Here is a 15,635-nt window from a genome sequence, read left to right as displayed (position 1 = left end):
GGTACGGGCGATCCGGCCCGGCCGCCGACGCCGTCCGCCCGGGCCGCAACCCTCTGGAGAGCCATGTCCCGTCGTCTGTTCACCTCGGAGTCCGTCACCGAAGGGCACCCCGACAAGATCGCCGACCGGATCAGCGACACCGTCCTGGACGCCCTGCTGCGCCAGGACCCCTCCTCCCGCGTCGCGGTGGAGACCCTCATCACCACCGGCCAGGTCCACATCGCCGGCGAGGTCACCACCCGCGCCTACGCCCCCATCGCCCAGCTGGTGCGGGAGGCCGTCCTGGAGATCGGCTACGACTCCTCCAAGAAGGGCTTCGACGGCGCCTCCTGCGGTGTGTCGGTGTCCATCGGCGCGCAGTCCCCGGACATCGCGCAGGGTGTCGACACGGCGTACGAGAAGCGGGTGGAGGGCTCCGCCGCAGGCGGGGACGACGACGAGCTGGACCGGCAGGGCGCGGGCGACCAGGGTCTGATGTTCGGCTACGCGACGGACGAGACGCCGACGCTGATGCCGCTGCCGATCTTCCTGGCGCACCGCCTGGCCCGGCGTCTGTCGCAGGTCCGCAAGAACGGGACCATCCCCTACCTGCGTCCCGACGGCAAGACCCAGGTCACCATCGAGTACGACGGCGACACGGCCGTCCGCCTGGACACCGTCGTCGTCTCCTCGCAGCACGCCTCCGACATCGACCTGGAGTCGCTGCTGACCCCCGACATCCGGGAGTTCGTGGTCGAGGCCGAGCTGAAGGCGCTGGTGGAGGAGGGCATCAAGCTCGACACCGACGGCTACCGTCTGCTGGTCAATCCGACCGGCCGCTTCGAGATCGGCGGCCCGATGGGTGACGCGGGCCTGACCGGCCGCAAGATCATCATCGACACCTATGGCGGGATGGCCCGTCACGGCGGCGGCGCGTTCTCGGGCAAGGACCCCTCCAAGGTGGACCGTTCGGCGGCGTACGCGATGCGCTGGGTCGCCAAGAACGTCGTCGCCGCAGGGCTTGCCTCCCGCTGCGAGGTGCAGGTGGCGTACGCGATCGGCAAGGCCGAGCCGGTGGGCCTGTTCGTCGAGACGTTCGGCACCCACACCGTGGACACCGACCGGATCGAGAAGGCCATCGACGAGGTCTTCGACCTGCGCCCGGCCGCCATCATCCGCGACCTGGACCTGCTGCGCCCGATCTACGCCCAGACCGCCGCGTACGGCCACTTCGGCCGTGAACTGCCCGACTTCACGTGGGAGCGCACCGACCGCGCCCGGCAGCTGAGGGCGGCCGCCGGCCTGTGAGTGGCCCCGGGCGCGGAGCACCACCCGTCACCGATCAGCACCGAGTCGAGGAGGACCAGGTGTACGACATCACCGAGGTGGACACCCGCCCGTCCCAGGGCACGACGCAGGCCCCCCTGCCGCTGCCGCTGTCTTTGCCGTCCGCGCCGCCGCTGCTGCTGGCGGGGATCGACGAGGAGGAGTGGGGGGAGCCGCACGTGGTGCGCGGTATCGACTGACGCCGGCCGCCGCAACCGCGCCCGTGCCGTTCTCAAGTCATCCCCGAGCCGCTCTTGGCAGCCTGTGAAGGCACAGACGGACCACGGATCGGAGGGGCGGGTATGGGACGGGTGGCGCGGGGCGGCCGGCGGGCGCTGGCGGACTATGTCGTACGGCGGCTGTGGCTGTCCCTGGTGGCCTTCGGCGCCTCCTACGAGCCGGCCGCGCAGCAGGCCGCCCCGCCCGGGCGGACGCCGGTGCAGCGGCCCGGCGGGCCGCCGCCGGCGCATCCCGAGCGGCTGCGCGAGGACGTCGCGCTGTCCGAGCAGGAGGTACGGATCCTGCGGGAGCTGTGGCCGGCCGGCTACGCCGGGCACCGGGCCCCCGACAGCCGCGCCTGACGCGCGGCGCGGACACCGCAAGCGGTCATTTCGGCGCGGACGGCGGCCTGGTGAGGGCCGTAAACAGAAGAGGAGGGGGCGGCCTGCGGCCGCCCCCTCCTCTTCTTGCTTCTTCTTGCTTCTTCGTGTGTCCGCTCACCACTCGACGAGGGCGAAGCTGGCGGCCATGCCGCCGCCGAAGCCGGCCAGCAGGACGAGTTCGCCGGGGCTGATCTCGCCGGCGCGGACGGCGGCGTCCAGGGTGATGGGGATGGAGGCGGCGCCGGTGTTGCCGTAGTGGGTCACGGTGCGGTGCATGCGGGCGTGGGGGAGGGCGAGGTGGGTGAAGACGTCGTCGAGCATGACGCCGTTGGCCTGGTGGGGGATGACATGGCGGATGTCGGCGGGCTCGACGCCGGCCTCGTGGAGGAACGACTTGGTCAGCTGGGGGAGTTCCTCGACGACGAAGTTGCGCACGGCGCGGCCCTCCATCGCGAAGTAGTGCAGTCCGGCGTCCAGGGCGGCCGCGTCCAGGGGCCGGCGGCTGCCGCCGGCGGGGACCTGGATGAGGCCGGTGAGTTCACCGAAGGTGTGCAGGGCGACGTGGCGGACGGTGTGGCCGCGCTCGGCGGGGCCCAGCACCATCGCGCCGGCGCCGTCGCCGAACAGGACGACGGTCCTGCGGTCGGCGGGGTCCAGGATGCGTGAGTAGACGTCGGCGCCGATGACCAGGGCGTGGCCGCCGCGGCGCAGGATGACGCTGCCGACGGCGGAGAGCGCGAAGACGGTGCCCGAGCAGACGGCGTTGACGTCGAAGGCGGCGGTGCCCGAGGCGCCGAGGTTGTGCTGGACGTAGGCGGCGGTCGGCGGCTGGGGGTGGTCGGGGGTGGAGGTGGCGACCGCGATCACGGACAGCTGCTCGGCGGTGATGCCGGCGGCCTGCATGGCGGCCCGGGCGGCGGCGGTGGCCAGGTCGGAGGTGGCCTGCCCGGGGGCGGCCCAGCGGCGTTCACGGATCGCGGTCTTGCGGGTGATCCAGGCGTCGTCGACCCCGGCGGGCGCGCCGGCCTCGTCGTTGGAGACGATCCGCTCGGGCACATACGCGCCGGTGCCGAGAATCCTGACGTCCCTGATCGGGCTGCCCGTACCGAGGATCGTCGCGTCGTCCATGCGGCTGCCCTCCCTTCACATGGTGCGTGGATGGAGTGGATGGAATAGGTGGAATGGGTGCGGTGGTGCACCGGTGGCATGCCCCGGCCCGCGCCCCCTCCTGTGCGGGGGCGCGGGCCGGGACACACGCACGGGATGCGGGTTCAGCGCGTGGTGTAGAGGCGTTTGTGGCCGCTGATGCCGGCCAGCCGGTAGGGGCCGGTGGTCTGGGCGGGGGTGGCGTGGTCGCCGCCGTCGGCGGGGAGGCGGTGCTCGTGCAGGGCGCGGTAGGCGGCGTAGTCGACCTCGGTGCGCCGGGTGATCGCCTCGTGGTGGGCGTCGGTGCGCAGGTGGTCGCGGTAGCCGGCGACGACGGTGCCGGCGAAGAACTCGGCGACCGAGCCGGAGCCGTAGCTGAGGAAGCCGACGCTTTTGCCGGTGAGGTCGTCGGCCTGGTCCAGGAGGGCGGCCAGGGCGAGGTAGACGGAAGCGGTGTAGCTGTTGCCGATGACCCGGTTGTAGGCGGTGGTCTGGCCCAGGGCGGCGGTGACGGTGTCGGGGTCGGTGTCGCGGCCGCAGTAGTTGAGCAGGTGGCGGTGGGCCTTGTAGGCCATCTTGGTGAAGGGCTGGTGGTAGCAGAACGCGGCGAACTCCTCCAGGGTGCGCCCGCCCTGCTCGGTGTAGTCCTTCCAGGTGCCCTCGACGGCCTGCAGGTAGGCGCCCACCGATTCCTGGCCGTCGACCAGAGCGGTGTCACGGTAGTTGGGGCGCCAGAAGTCCATGACATCGGCCGTGTACAGCCCGGAGGGGTCCTCGATGCGCACCAGCGCGGGGTCGACGCCGACGAGCATGGCGACGGCGGCGGCGCCCTGGGTGGCCTCGCCGGGGCTGTCGAGGTCGTAGCGGGAGACGTCGCTGGCGATGACCAGGACCTGCTGGGCGGGGTCGCGGCGGACCAGGCCGACGGCGAACTGCAGGGCCGCGGTGGCCCCGTAGCAGGCCTGTTTGAGTTCGACGACGCGGGTGGCGGAGGGCAGGCCGATCAGGGAGTGGACGTAGATGCCGGCCGCCTTGGCCTGGTCGATGGAGGACTCGGTGGCCAGGACCAGGGTGCGGATGCGGTCGGTGCCGTGCCGGGCGAGCAGGGGAGCGGCGGCGGTGGCGGCGAGGGTGACGATGTCCTCGTCGGCGGCGGTCACACTCATCGACTCCTGGCCGATGCCGACATGGTATTTGCCGATGTCGGTGCCGTTGTGGGCGGCGAGCGCGGTGTGCGGGAGCACGAACTCGCCGGTGGCGAGGGACAGATCGTGGATTCCGATGGACAAGGACATGGTCAGGCACCAACCTTTGCGGTCTTGGGGTCGCGTTCCAGCTGGACGTGCGCACGCATCAGTTCGCCGGGGTTGGTCTGCGCGGCGAGCAGGGACAGCTCCCCGCACAGCACGCTCGCGGCGGCGATGACGGCCAGACGCCGGGCGTTGTCGCCGGCCGGGCGGTCGGCCCGGCAGCCCAGCCGGGTCAGGTTCGTCTCCACGAAGCCCAGGCCCTTGCCGTTGCCGACGGTGCCGACGATCAGATTGGGCAGGGTGCAGGCGAAGTAGAGGTCGCCGTCGCGGTCCTCGGCCATCGTCACGCCCTGCGAGCCCTCGACAATGTTGGCCGCGTCCTGGCCGGTGGCGAGGTAGAAGCCCAGCAGCATGTTGGCGTAGTGGGCGTTGGCGGAGCGCACCCCGCCGGCCAGCAGGGTGCCCAGCAGGTTCTTGCGCAGGTTCAGCTGGGCGATCTTCGCGGCGGTCGTGTGCAGGACGCCGTGCACCACGTCGCGGGGGACCAGGAGTTCGGTGACGACGTTCTTGCCGCGCCCCAGGATGCCGTTGACGGCACTGGCCTTCTTGTCGGTGCAGTAGTTCCCGGAGATCGACCCGTAGGAGATGCCCGGGACGGTGGCCAGCAGATGGGCCAGCAGCGCGTCGGAGGCGAGGGTGGCCATGTTGTGGCCCGAGGCGTCGCCGGTGGAGAACTCGAACCGCAGAAACAGCAGGTTGGCGTTGATCTCGTGGCGCACCTCCAGGAGCCGGGCGTAGCGGCTGCAGCCGCGCACCACCTCCCGCAGCTCCTCGATACGGGCCTCGACGGTGCGGGCCGCGGCGAGGGCGGCCTGCGCGTCGGTGGCCTCGACCAGAACGGAGCGGGTCATCCGCTCGTCCACGAGGGTGGCGACGATGCCCTCCTCGGCGAGCATGGAGACCTTCGCGCCGCGGCCCACCGAGGGCCACAGCGGCGACTCGTAGGTGGCCAGCGGGATGTGGGTCTCGGTGCGGGCGACGTTCCCGGAGATACGCAAGGGGCCCACCCAGCGCATCGGGATTCCGGCGATGGCGTGCTGGTCGGTCATGAGGTGCTTCCCGTCGTCGGGGCGCTGGGCGCGCCGGAGCTGGAGCGGCGGGCCAGGGTGGCGGTCTCGATGCCGCGGTCGGCGCAGAAATCGCGCAGGGAGCCGTGCAGGAGCAGGTCGCAGCGGGCCAGATCGGCCGGCGTGGGCGCGCCGAGCATGGTCTGCAGCGCGGCCAGCTGGTCCAGCCAGCGGGTGAGCTGTGCGGTCAGGGCCGGCACGCCGCCGTCCAGCAGGGTGCGCAGGAAGATCCCGGACGCGCCGACCGCGACCGCGCCCAATGCCAGGGCGCGGGCGGCGTCCAGGGGGCCGCGCACCCCGCCGGAGGCCAGCAGCGGCAGCCCGGTGCCGGAGGCGTCCAGCAGGCAGGCGGGCGCGGACTGCCCCCAGCCGTGCAGGAAGGCGTACTCGCCCTCCTGGCGGCGGCCGTTCTCGATGCGGGCGAAGTCGGTGCCGCCGCGGCCGCTGACGTCGGCCGCGGCCACCCCCAGCGTGCCCAGCAGCTGGACGGTCTGCCGGCTCAGGCCGTTGCCGACCTCCTTGACGATCACCGGGATGTCGATCGCCGCCGCGATCTTCTCGATCTGGCCCGGCCAGGCGGCGAAGGAGCGGTCGCCCTCCGGCATCGCGGTCTCCTGCGCGGTGTTGACGTGGATCTGCAGCGCGTCGGCCCGCAGCAGCTCGATCGCGCGCCACACGTTGTCCACCGACGCCGTCGCGTTGACGTTGGCCAGCACGAACCCGTCCGGGTTCTCCTCGCGCAGCACCCGGAAGGTGCCCGCGCAGGAGGGGTCCTTGAAGTAGGCGTTCATCGACCCCGACGCGATCGGCACCCCCGTCTCACGGGCGGCGATGGCCAGGTCGCGGTTGATGGCGCCGGTGCGCGGGCTGCCGCCGGTCATCGCGTTGACGTAGAGCGGCACCGGCCAGGACAGGCCCGCGAACGAGGTGCCCGAAGACACCTCCTCGCGGTCCAGGCCGGCCAGCGCGTGGTGGACGAACGACACCTCGTCGAAGGGGTGGGGTCCGCGGGGGGTGTCCTGCTGCTCGATGGCGAGCCGGACGTGGTCGTCCTTGCGTTGAGCACTCATCGTTGCCGGGTCCTTTCGGGCCGTTGCGCGGCGGGGCGCACGGGCAGGGGATGCACCCCGGCCGCCGTCCACTGCCGCCGTACCTGACAGATGTGCCGGGAGGCGGCCGCGTCCAGCAGCGCGATCCCGCAGTCGCCGCCGCCCGCCCCGGAGGGTTTGGCGGCGGCGCCGACGGCCTCGGCCGCCTCGCACAGCCGCCTCAGCCCGGGCGTGAAGATGCCCAGCCCGACCGCCTCGTCCAGCCGCGCCAACTCCTGGCGGGCGGTACGGATCTGGGCCAGCAGACCGGCGTCGTCGCCGCGCTCCAGCGCGCCGGCCGCCGCCTCCACCAGCCGGTTGCTGGCCCGGGTGAACCGCTGGCGTGCGGCGGTGTCCGGGCGCCGGCCGCGCCGCTGGAGGCCGGCGACCTGGGAGGCGGTGGAGACGGGCTCCCCGGTCCAGCCGACCTCCAGCCGCAGCCCGGCCGGCGCCTGCAGCCGCCGCACCTCATGGCCCGGCCAGGGCGCGGCCAGCGTCCGGGCGATGCCCACCCGCCGGGCCAGGTCCAGGACGAAGTCCCGCTCCGGGGCCCGGTAGAGGATCCAGCCGCCCCAGGCACTGGCCGCCAGATCACCCCCCGAGCCCTTCGGATCGATCCGGGCGCAGGCCAGCATCGCCAGCCGGTAGCGCTCACCGGCCGACAGTTCCGTCCCGCAGAACGCGGCCACGGCGTCCACCGCGGCCACGGTCACCGCACCGGAGGACCCCAGCCCGTACTTGCGGCCCCCCTCGTGCAGCCGGCTGCTCACCGTCACCTGCAACGCCGGTACCCGCTGCCCGCGTTCGGCCAGCAGCGCCCCCACCGTCTCGACCGCGCCCACGACATGCGCGAGCCCGGCCCGCGCCTGCGCGCCGTCACCGGGGGAGTGGAGGACCAGGCGGCCTTTGTGCCAGCGCCAGGCGGTGGGGCGGGGGGTGAGGTCGCTGGAGATGGTGACGTCGGGGGCGGGGAAGCGGGGTGCGTCGAGCGGGCCGAGTCCGCCAGGGGCAGGGGAGTGGAGTGCGTCGAGCGGGCCGAGTCCCTCGGGGGTGCCCGATCGGCCCGGTCCGCCTGGGCCGGCGGGGCTGCCCGGTGTGCCGGGGCCGCCGGGTCCGCCGGGGCTGCCGGGTGCGCCGGTGACCGTGACGGTGAGGTAGCGGTCGACGGCGACCAGGATCGCCGGGTTGCCCGCGTCCACCACGGCGTACTCGCCCGCGACGAACAGCTTGCCCGGTGCCCGGCGTACCACCGTGCGTGCGGCGGCCACCTCTGCCGGGGCGGTCACCGCGCGGCCCCGTCCGTCTCGTCGGTCTCCTCCAGCAGCCGGGCTCGGGGGCCGGGGCCGGCCACCAGCACCCGTGCCGCCGGCACGGTCTCGGCGACGGCGGCGGCCACCCGGCGCGCGTCCGCGCGCCGGCACAGCACCTTCACGTTCGGTCCGGCGTCCATCGTCGCGTAGGCCGCGATCCCCTCCCGCCGCAGTTGCAGCACCCGGTCCAGGACGGTGACCGTGGCCGGCGAGAGGTAGCGCACCGCGGGCCGCGCGGCGAGCATCGTGGCGTGCATCCCCAGCGCGTTGCGCTCGGCGATCTCGCCCACCGCCTCCAGGTCACCGCGCCCCAGCGCCGCCCGCATGTCCGCGAGGTCGGCCCGGCTGGAGGCGGCCCAGGGCCGGTACAGCGGCGAGGTGTCCACGGTGCGGCGCATCGCTTCCCGGCTGGAGACCGCCTTGGGGCCCGCGTCGAGGACCGCGACGACCAGCGCCGGGTCCAGGCCGGCCGCGGGCACCGGCTCGGCGTAGGAGCCCGCGTCCGCCGCCGCACCCGTGGCGGAGGGCGGTCCGGCGTGCCAGACGGCGAAGCCGCCGAACACCGACCGGGAGGCCGACCCCGAGCCGCGGCGGGCCAGCCGGGACAGTCCGGTGGCGTCCAGCTCCAGCCCGTAGGCGGCCGCGGCGGCGACGGCCAGCGCGGCGAACCCGCTGGCCGAGGACGCCAGCCCCGCCCCGGTGGGCACGGTGTTGCGGCTGTCCACCACCGCCCGCCGTGTGGAGCCGGCCCGCTCGCGCACCAGCTGAAGGAACGCGGTGACCCGCCGCGCGGCCTCGCCCGTGGCGGGTGTCCCGTCAAGGGTCACCTCGTCACGGCCGGCCGCCGCCTCCAGCCGGATTCGGGTGGTGGTCGGGAAGACGTCCAGCGTCATCGACAGGCTGTCCGTCCAGGGCAGGATCAGCGCCTCGTCCCGCTTGCCCCAGTACTTGACCAGCGCGATGTTGGGGTGCGCGACGGCGGTGACACCGGCGGTGTCCGTTTCGGCCGGCCGCGGCACGGTCTGGGTCAGGCCCGGCACGCTCTGGGCGGGGCCGGGTGCGGTGGTCGGTGTGTGTTCACGGCGCATGGTTGTCGAGCCCCTTCAGCGGTACGAGCCACGTCTGTACGGCGCCTGCCTCGTGCAGGCGCCGGGTGACCTCGCGGGCCCGCTGCGGCGGGGCCAGCGCGATCATGCAGCCGCCCAGACCACCGCCGGTGATCTTGGCGCCGAGGCTGCCCGCCCCCAGCGCGGCCGCCACCAGCCGCTCGATGGGGCCGGTGCTCAGGCGGGCCGTCCGCAGCAGCGCGTGATAGTCCGTCATCCGCCGGCCCACGTCCCCGGCCCGGCCCTCGGCGAGAGCGAGCAGGGCCTCCTCGGTCAGCTGCGTGGCCCGCCCCACGAACCGCGCCCGCGCCCCGGGCCGGCGTTCGAAGCCCTCCCGCAGCAGCTCGACCGCCTCCCGGGTGCTGCCCGGCTCGCCGCTGTCCGCGACGATGAACAGCCCCTCGCAGCCCAGCCGCACCTCCCGGGTACGGCCCGCCCGGAACAGCAGCGGGCGCAGCGCGCCGACGGTCATGGCGTCGACGCCGCTGGCCCTGCCGTGCGCCATGTTCTCGGCCGTCTGCACCAGTTCGAACGCCGTCGTCTCGTCCAGCTGCCGGCCGAAGAGGTCGGCCAGCGCGAACGCGATCGCCCGTGAACTGGCCGCGCTGGAGCCCAGCCCCCGGCCGTGCGGGATCGCACCGTCGAGGATCACGTCCAGATACGGCCGCCCGCTCACGCCCATCCGCGCCCTGAACTCCGCGGTCAGCCGGCGCAGTCCGTCGGAGGCCTGCGTCACCATCGCCCGGGTGGGAGAACCGGTCACCGTGTAGGAGAGGTCGCCCTGTCCGTCGCCGGGGTGGGCGGACCATCCGGCGCTGGCCGTGACGGTGAGCTGCGGGATCGGCAGGGCGAGCGCCGGGGCGCCGTAGACGACCGCGTGTTCTCCCAGCAGGATCGCCTTGGCGTGGGCGCGGCCGATGCCGACCGAGCGGGTCCGGCGGCTGTCCGGCACCCCCTCCGCCGAGGTCGGTAGAGTCAACGCACTCAGCTCCCTATGTCTGTCGTGCACGGAGATGTCAGAGATCTCGGAGACGCCGGTGGCGCGGGGGCCGCACGGCGGCCGTGGGGGCCAGGGCCCGGCGAAGACGCGCGGCGCCAACCGCTCTGCACCGCAGGGGACTTCACGCACGGCGCGGACGCGCCCAGCGCGGCCGGAACGGTGAAGCGGGCAACCGGCGGCCGGTGGAACCGGGAAAGAAAAAGTGCCGCGCACCCGATGTGACGGGCAGTCGCGGCACGCGCCCCCTGCCGCAGCACGGCCTCGCGGCGGCTTTCGGGCAGGGGAGATGTAGGGGAATAGTGACACGGGGTCAGGCCCCCCGCCAACACCACGCGGAAGTGACGTGGGTCACTCTCCCGGAGGGGTGGAAAGGCGCCCGCGCAACCGGCGCAGCCGCGGCTGCCAGGGCAGTCGCGGCGGGCATGGTCGGGCTCTTCGGGCCTGTGGGAAAAGAGAGTTGATAAACAGTCAGGAGAGGTCGGTGATAAGGGAGTTGGTGATCCCGGGTACCGGAGGCCGGAGTTGGGGGAGCGGGGTAAGCGGAGAGTCCCGGGAGTGCGCAGGCGCGCCGGCTCCACGTCGCAGACGTGCCGCCTGTCCTACGCTCCGGCCGCCGGCGCGCCACGGAGGGCAACCGGCGGCCTCCCGCCCGGAGTTGAGTGGGGTGCGGTCAGTGCCGTCGGTGCAGGGCGATCTCGGTGAGTTCCTCGATGTCGAACTCGGAGCGGCGGTGCGGGGCGCCGTAGCGGGTGATCTTCCCGCGGCTGACCCACTTGCGGATCGTCGCCTCGGAGACTCCCACGGCGAGGGCGGCCACCTTGGTGGGGACGAGCCGGTGGCTGGGTGGCTTGATCATGCGCTCACGCCCTTCCGCTGCCGTTCCATGAGGGTGCGCAGCCCCAGCCACTCGCCCACGTCCCACGCGTGCCCCGAGGAGCACCGGATGCTGCCCCCCGCACCCGGTCCCGGACCGGCACTGCCGCCGCTCCCGGTGCCCGCGCCGGTGCCGCGTTGCGGGAGCGCGCTGATCGTCCCCGGACAGCCGTCCACGACGCAGCCGCGGATGAGGGTGTGCAGGGGGTGGGGGTCGGGGTCGATGGTCTGGCGGAGTTCGCCGACGAGGCGTTCGATCTCGTCGGCGAAGTCGTCCGCCGGGGGCTGTCCGGCAAGCCACTCCAGGTGCCGGATCAGGAACCGTGCCAGCGAGGGGACGCTGCGCGCCGGCGTGGTGGTCCCGCGCTTCTCGGCGACCAGCGACGACCACGACTCGAGGACGGTCAGGATGTTGTGCCGGGCGTCGAGCGCGGCGATGTCGAGGTGGTCCCGCCTGCGGCTGCCGGAGACCTTGGTGGGATTCGTGCGCCGGCCCGTGGGGGAGGCCTGGTGCAGGCATTCCTGGTGCAGGGCGGGAAGCACCCGCAGATGCTGCGCCGCCCTTCGCACGCACGGGGCGCAGAGGACGGACCCGGCGGCGGCGACGCTTTCCTGGGGGTGACTCCTGGGGCATGACTGGGAATTCATCGAAACTCCTTCACGAGGCGCCTGGGGCCCCGCAACCGCTGTCCACAACTGTGCTGTCGGATATCCCGTGCATCCATCCCGCGAATCCGTTGCTCTGTGACTCCGCGAATCCTTTTACGTGTGCGCCTTTTACGCGTGTGCTCTTTCCGCGTGTGTCTTCTGCGCGTGTGTCTTTTTGTGGGTGGGGCCGTATGTGCCGTGCCGGTCACGGCGGTTGACCCGGCGGGGTTTTCGTCCGCGGGGGTCCTTCCATTACCCGCCCGGTGACTCGAGTCCCGATACAGCCCCGTTCGGGAACACGCCGGTGAAATAGCGGGCCGGTTTTCTCGAGGCCTTTTCCACCCGGAGCCGAGCCCTGGTCGAGCGCCTGCACCGACGGTGGCGGCAGGAAGGGAGGAACTGTGGACGGTACGCACGCAGGCGAACGCGCAGTAGACGCCGGACTCCTCGCAGGGCCGCTCGTCACGACGGCCGATCGGTTTCCCCCGGGCGGGGCGTTTGTCCCCGGGGACCCGGATCCCCGCCCCGCCGCGCCGCCGCCCGGCGACGCGACCGCGGCCCATCTGGAGGTGTGCCTGGTCGGTGCCGGCCCCCGGGGCCTTTCCGTGCTGGAACGGCTGTGTGCGCAGGAACGGAAGTCGCCCCGCTGGGACACCGTCACCGTGCATGTCGTCGATCCCGGCCCGCCGGGCTCGGGCCGGGTGTGGCGCCCCACCCAGTCGCGGCAGCTGCTGATGAACACCGTCGCCTCGCAGGTGACGGTCTACACCGATGCCAGCGTCCGCATCGACGGCCCGCTGGAGGAGGGCCCCAGCCTCTACGAGTGGGCGCGCGCCCTGGAGTCGGGCACCCTGGAGGGCGCCCCCGACCCCGCCGCCGGACCCGGCGCGGAGGTCCTCGCCGAGGCCCGCGCCCTGGGCCCCGACACGTATCCCACCCGCGCCCTCTACGGCTCCTACCTCACCTGGGCGTTCGGGCGGATCGTCGCGAACGCCGCCGCCCATGTCCGGGTGCGCACCCACGCGCTGCGCGCCGTCGCCCTCACGGACGCCGACGGTGTCCGGGCGGGCCGCCAGAGCGTGGTGCTGGAGGACGGCACCCGGCTGGAAGGCCTGTCGGCGGTGGTCCTGGCGCAGGGGCACGTCCCGCTCCGGCCCTCCCGCACCGAGCGCCGGCTGGCGGCCTTCGCGGCCCGGCACGGTCTGACCTATGTGGCGCCCGCCAACCCGGCCGACGTGGACCTGTCCGCCGTAGGGCCGGGCGAGAGCGTGCTGCTGCGCGGGCTGGGCCTGAACTTCTTCGACCACATGGCGCTGTTCACCCGCGGACGCGGCGGCGTCTTCACCCGCACCGGCGGCCGTCTGGTCTACCGGCCCTCGGGCCGCGAGCCGCGCCTGTACGCCGGGTCGCGGCGCGGGGTGCCCTACCAGGCGCGCGGCGAGAACGAGAAGGGCGCCCACGGCCGCCACCGGCCCCGGCTGCTGACGGCCGAGTACGTCGCGGCACTGCGGGCCGCCGACCGGCGCAGCACGGCCGTCGACTTCGCCGCCGACCTGTGGCCGCTGATCTCCAAGGAGGTGTGCGCCGTCTACTACGCGGCGCTGCTGGCCCGGCGCGGCGAGACGTCCGCGGCGGCCGAGGAGTTCACCGAGCGCTATCTGCACGCCGAGCCCGGCGCCGCCGAGGACCGCCTGCTGGAGGAAGCCGGGATCACCGGGGCGCAGCGCTGGGACTGGGAGCGCATCGCCCGCCCCTACGGCACCCGCGCCTTCCCCGACCTGGCCGCCTTCCGGACCTGGCTGCGGGGGCATCTCGACGAGGACGTCCGCCTGGCCCGGCAGGGCAATGTCAGCGGTCCGCTCAAGGCGGCCCTGGACGTGCTGCGCGACCTGCGCAACGAGATCCGCCTCGCCGTCGACCACGCCGGCCTGAGCGCCGCCTCCCACCGCGACGACCTGGAGCGCTGGTACACCCCGCTCAACGCCTACCTCTCCATCGGCCCGCCGGCCTCCCGCATCGAGGAGATGGCCGCCCTCATCGACGCCGGGATCCTGGAGGTGACCGGCCCCGGCCTGCGGGTCGGCGCACAGGAGCACGACCCGTCGGGCCCCTGCTTCGTGGCCACCTCCGAGACGATCCCGGGGGTACGGATCCGGGCCACCGTCCTGATCGAGGCCCGCCTGCCCGGCACCGACCTGCGGCGCACCGCCGACCCGCTGATGAGGCAGCTGCTGCGCACCGGCCAGTGCCGCCCCTACCGCATCCCCGCCCACGACGGGAGCGAGGACGGCGGGGGCTATGAGACCGGGGGACTGGCGGTGACCGAGCGCCCCTACCGTCTGATCGACGCGCACGGGGTGCCCCATCCGCGGCGCTTCGCCTACGGGGTGCCCACCGAGTCCGTGCACTGGGTGACCGCCGCGGGCATCCGGCCCGGCGTCGGCTCGGTCACCCTGGAGGACTCCGACGCCATCGCCGCCGCCGTCCTGGCCCTGCCCCAGGCCCACAACGCACCCGCCCCCCTCCGCCCGGTGCGGCCCGCCTCAACACCCCTGCCCCCCACCCCGGCCCTGGCCCAAGCGCAAGCCCTGGCCCCGAGCGTGAAGGCGGCCACATGACCTCCCCCGACCCCACCCCGCCGCCCGCGGCGCTGTCCGCGCATCTGGACGCGGGGCTGCTGTCCCCGGTACGGGCGGGCACCCCCGTCGAGGCGGCCGTCGGCGATGCCGCGTGGCTGCAGGCGATGCTGGACGCGGAGGCGGCACTGGCCCGGGCGCAGGCCCGGCTGGGCACCGTGCCGGCTTCGGCGGCGGCGGCCGTCACCGCCGCGGCCCGCGCGGAGTTCTTCGACGTACGCGAACTGGCCCTGGCCGCGCGGGAGACCGCCAACCCGGTGGTGGGCCTGGTCGCGGCGCTGACCGCGCGGGTCGCGGCGGACTGCCCGGACGCCGCCGAGTACGTGCACCGCGGCTCCACCAGCCAGGACGTCCTGGACACCGGCGCGATGCTGGTCGCCGCCCGGGCGCTGCGCCTGATCGTGGCGGACCTGCGGGCTGTCGCCGAGGCGCTCGCGGTGCTGGCGGCCGGGCACCGGGACACGGTGATGGCGGGCCGCACCCTGGCCCTGCACGCCGTGCCCACCACCTTCGGCCTCAAGGCGGCCGGCTGGCGCCAGCTGGTGATGGACGCCGCCGACCGCCTCGAGCGCCTGGTCTCGGGCGGTCTGCCGGTGGCGCTCGGCGGCGCGGCCGGCACCCTGGCCGGCTACCTCCAGTACGCCGGCCCCGGCACCGACCCCGCCGCCCTGTCCCGGACGCTGACAGAAGAGTTCGCGCGGGAGACGGGACTTGCGGCGCCGGTGCTGCCCTGGCACGCGCTGCGCACCCCGGTCGCCGACCTGGCGGCCGCCCTCGCCCATACGGCCGGGGCGCTGGGGAAGATCGCCGCGGACGTGCTGGTGCTGGCCCGCACCGAGATCGGTGAGGTGGCCGAGCCGGCGGTGGCGGGCCGGGGGGCGTCCTCGGCGATGCCCCACAAACGCAATCCCGTGCTGGCCACCCTGATCCGCTCGGCGGCGCTGCAGGTGCCCGCGCAGGCGGGGGTGCTGACGCAGTGTCTGGTGGCCGAGGACGAACGCTCGGCCGGGGTGTGGCACGCGGAGTGGCAGCCGCTGCGCGAGTGCCTGCGGCTGACCGGCGGCGCCGCGCACACGGCCGTCGAACTCGCCCGCGGTCTCACCGTCCGCCCCGACCGGATGCGCGCCAACCTGGAGGCCACCGGCGGGCAGCTCGTCTCCGAACGCCTCTCCGCCGTCCTGACCCCCCGCCTGGGCCGCACCGCGGCCAGGGAACTCCTCACCCGGGCCTCCCTCCTGGCCACCCGCACCGGCCTGCCCCTCTCCGACACCCTGGCCGGTCTGCCCGAACTCGCCGGCATCCTCACCAGACAGGAAGCGACCGCCCTGCTGACCCCGTCGGCCTACACCGGCGCCGCCCCGGCCCTGGTCGACCGAGCCCTCGCCGCACCATCCCTCACAGCCCCCGGCACCGGCACCGGCGCCGGACCTGACGCGGGCTCAGGCTCCGGCACCGGTACGGACATCGGCCCCGGCCCCGGCCCCGGCACCGGCGCCGGACCTGATACGGGCTCAGGCCCCAGCACTGGTACGGACATCGGCGCC

At 74.1% G+C, this 15,635-nt stretch carries 13 protein-coding genes and 1 pseudogene; 5 read left to right on the top strand and 9 right to left on the bottom strand.

Annotated features, from left to right (window positions below):
* Positions 1-63: 63 nt before the first annotated feature.
* The 3 genes from metK to ACIRB1_RS41880 all read left to right on the top strand — a co-directional run bounded on the left by metK (position 64) and on the right by ACIRB1_RS41880 (position 1,886).
* Positions 64-1,287 carry a methionine adenosyltransferase gene (metK, locus tag ACIRB1_RS41890; protein WP_403469265.1) on the top strand — a complete coding sequence of 408 codons (1,224 nt, stop codon included), beginning with the start codon at positions 64-66 and terminating at the stop codon, positions 1,285-1,287.
* 59 nt (positions 1,288-1,346) lie between these two features.
* Positions 1,347-1,505 (top strand): surface protein, encoded by a 159-nt coding sequence (locus tag ACIRB1_RS41885; RefSeq protein WP_352185146.1) that lies wholly within the window; start codon positions 1,347-1,349, stop codon positions 1,503-1,505.
* A gap of 102 nt (positions 1,506-1,607) precedes the next feature.
* Positions 1,608-1,886, top strand: coding sequence for a DUF6059 family protein (locus tag ACIRB1_RS41880; RefSeq protein WP_403469264.1), 279 nt, complete (start codon positions 1,608-1,610; stop codon positions 1,884-1,886).
* A 135-nt stretch (positions 1,887-2,021) separates the two neighbouring features.
* Here ACIRB1_RS41880 and ACIRB1_RS41875 read toward each other — a convergent pair whose 3' ends face one another.
* From ACIRB1_RS41875 to ACIRB1_RS41835, 9 genes are all read right to left on the bottom strand, one after another.
* The gene (locus ACIRB1_RS41875) at positions 2,022-3,035 is read right to left on the bottom strand and encodes a 3-oxoacyl-ACP synthase III family protein (protein WP_403469263.1); all 1,014 of its coding nucleotides are present in this window, start codon (positions 3,033-3,035) and stop codon (positions 2,022-2,024) included.
* A 143-nt stretch (positions 3,036-3,178) separates the two neighbouring features.
* On the bottom strand, positions 3,179-4,348 hold the full coding sequence (locus ACIRB1_RS41870; protein WP_403469262.1) for a hydroxymethylglutaryl-CoA synthase: 1,170 nt from the start codon (positions 4,346-4,348) through the stop codon (positions 3,179-3,181).
* Between the two features lie 2 nt (positions 4,349-4,350).
* Positions 4,351-5,412, bottom strand: coding sequence for a hydroxymethylglutaryl-CoA reductase (locus ACIRB1_RS41865; protein WP_403469261.1), 1,062 nt, complete (start codon positions 5,410-5,412; stop codon positions 4,351-4,353).
* On the bottom strand, positions 5,409-6,500 hold the full coding sequence (gene fni, locus ACIRB1_RS41860) for a type 2 isopentenyl-diphosphate Delta-isomerase (RefSeq protein WP_403469260.1): 1,092 nt from the start codon (positions 6,498-6,500) through the stop codon (positions 5,409-5,411). Before fni ends, ACIRB1_RS41865 begins: the two co-directional genes overlap by 4 nt.
* Positions 6,497-7,804 (bottom strand): phosphomevalonate kinase, encoded by a 1,308-nt coding sequence (locus ACIRB1_RS41855; RefSeq protein WP_403469259.1) that lies wholly within the window; start codon positions 7,802-7,804, stop codon positions 6,497-6,499. The genes fni and ACIRB1_RS41855 overlap by 4 nt, the downstream gene beginning before the upstream one ends.
* The gene (gene mvaD / locus ACIRB1_RS41850; RefSeq protein WP_403469258.1) at positions 7,801-8,916 is read right to left on the bottom strand and encodes a diphosphomevalonate decarboxylase; all 1,116 of its coding nucleotides are present in this window, start codon (positions 8,914-8,916) and stop codon (positions 7,801-7,803) included. Before mvaD ends, ACIRB1_RS41855 begins: the two co-directional genes overlap by 4 nt.
* The gene (gene mvk / locus ACIRB1_RS41845; RefSeq protein ID WP_403469257.1) at positions 8,906-9,913 is read right to left on the bottom strand and encodes a mevalonate kinase; all 1,008 of its coding nucleotides are present in this window, start codon (positions 9,911-9,913) and stop codon (positions 8,906-8,908) included. The genes mvaD and mvk overlap by 11 nt, the downstream gene beginning before the upstream one ends.
* A 691-nt stretch (positions 9,914-10,604) precedes the next feature.
* The gene (locus tag ACIRB1_RS41840; RefSeq protein WP_352113903.1) at positions 10,605-10,790 is read right to left on the bottom strand and encodes a hypothetical protein; all 186 of its coding nucleotides are present in this window, start codon (positions 10,788-10,790) and stop codon (positions 10,605-10,607) included.
* The gene (locus ACIRB1_RS41835) at positions 10,787-11,455 is read right to left on the bottom strand and encodes a hypothetical protein (protein ID WP_403469256.1); all 669 of its coding nucleotides are present in this window, start codon (positions 11,453-11,455) and stop codon (positions 10,787-10,789) included. The genes ACIRB1_RS41840 and ACIRB1_RS41835 overlap by 4 nt, the downstream gene beginning before the upstream one ends.
* A 563-nt stretch (positions 11,456-12,018) precedes the next feature.
* Between ACIRB1_RS41835 and ACIRB1_RS41830 the strand changes: the two genes are divergently transcribed.
* Both ACIRB1_RS41830 and pcaB read left to right on the top strand, forming a co-directional pair.
* On the top strand, positions 12,019-14,073 hold the full coding sequence (locus ACIRB1_RS41830) for an FAD/NAD(P)-binding protein (protein WP_403469299.1): 2,055 nt from the start codon (positions 12,019-12,021) through the stop codon (positions 14,071-14,073).
* A pseudogene (gene pcaB, locus ACIRB1_RS41825) lies at positions 14,070-15,482 on the top strand (3-carboxy-cis,cis-muconate cycloisomerase); the annotation flags it as partial. The gene ACIRB1_RS41830 and the pseudogene pcaB, both read left to right, overlap by 4 nt.
* Positions 15,483-15,635 lie beyond the last annotated feature (153 nt).

It is taken from the genome of Streptomyces sp. NPDC096013 (genome assembly GCF_044763565.1).
Taxonomy (GTDB): Bacteria; Actinomycetota; Actinomycetes; order Streptomycetales; family Streptomycetaceae; genus Streptomyces.
Note: the sequence above shows the minus strand (reverse complement) of the source record. Positions and strands in the feature narration are given on the sequence as shown.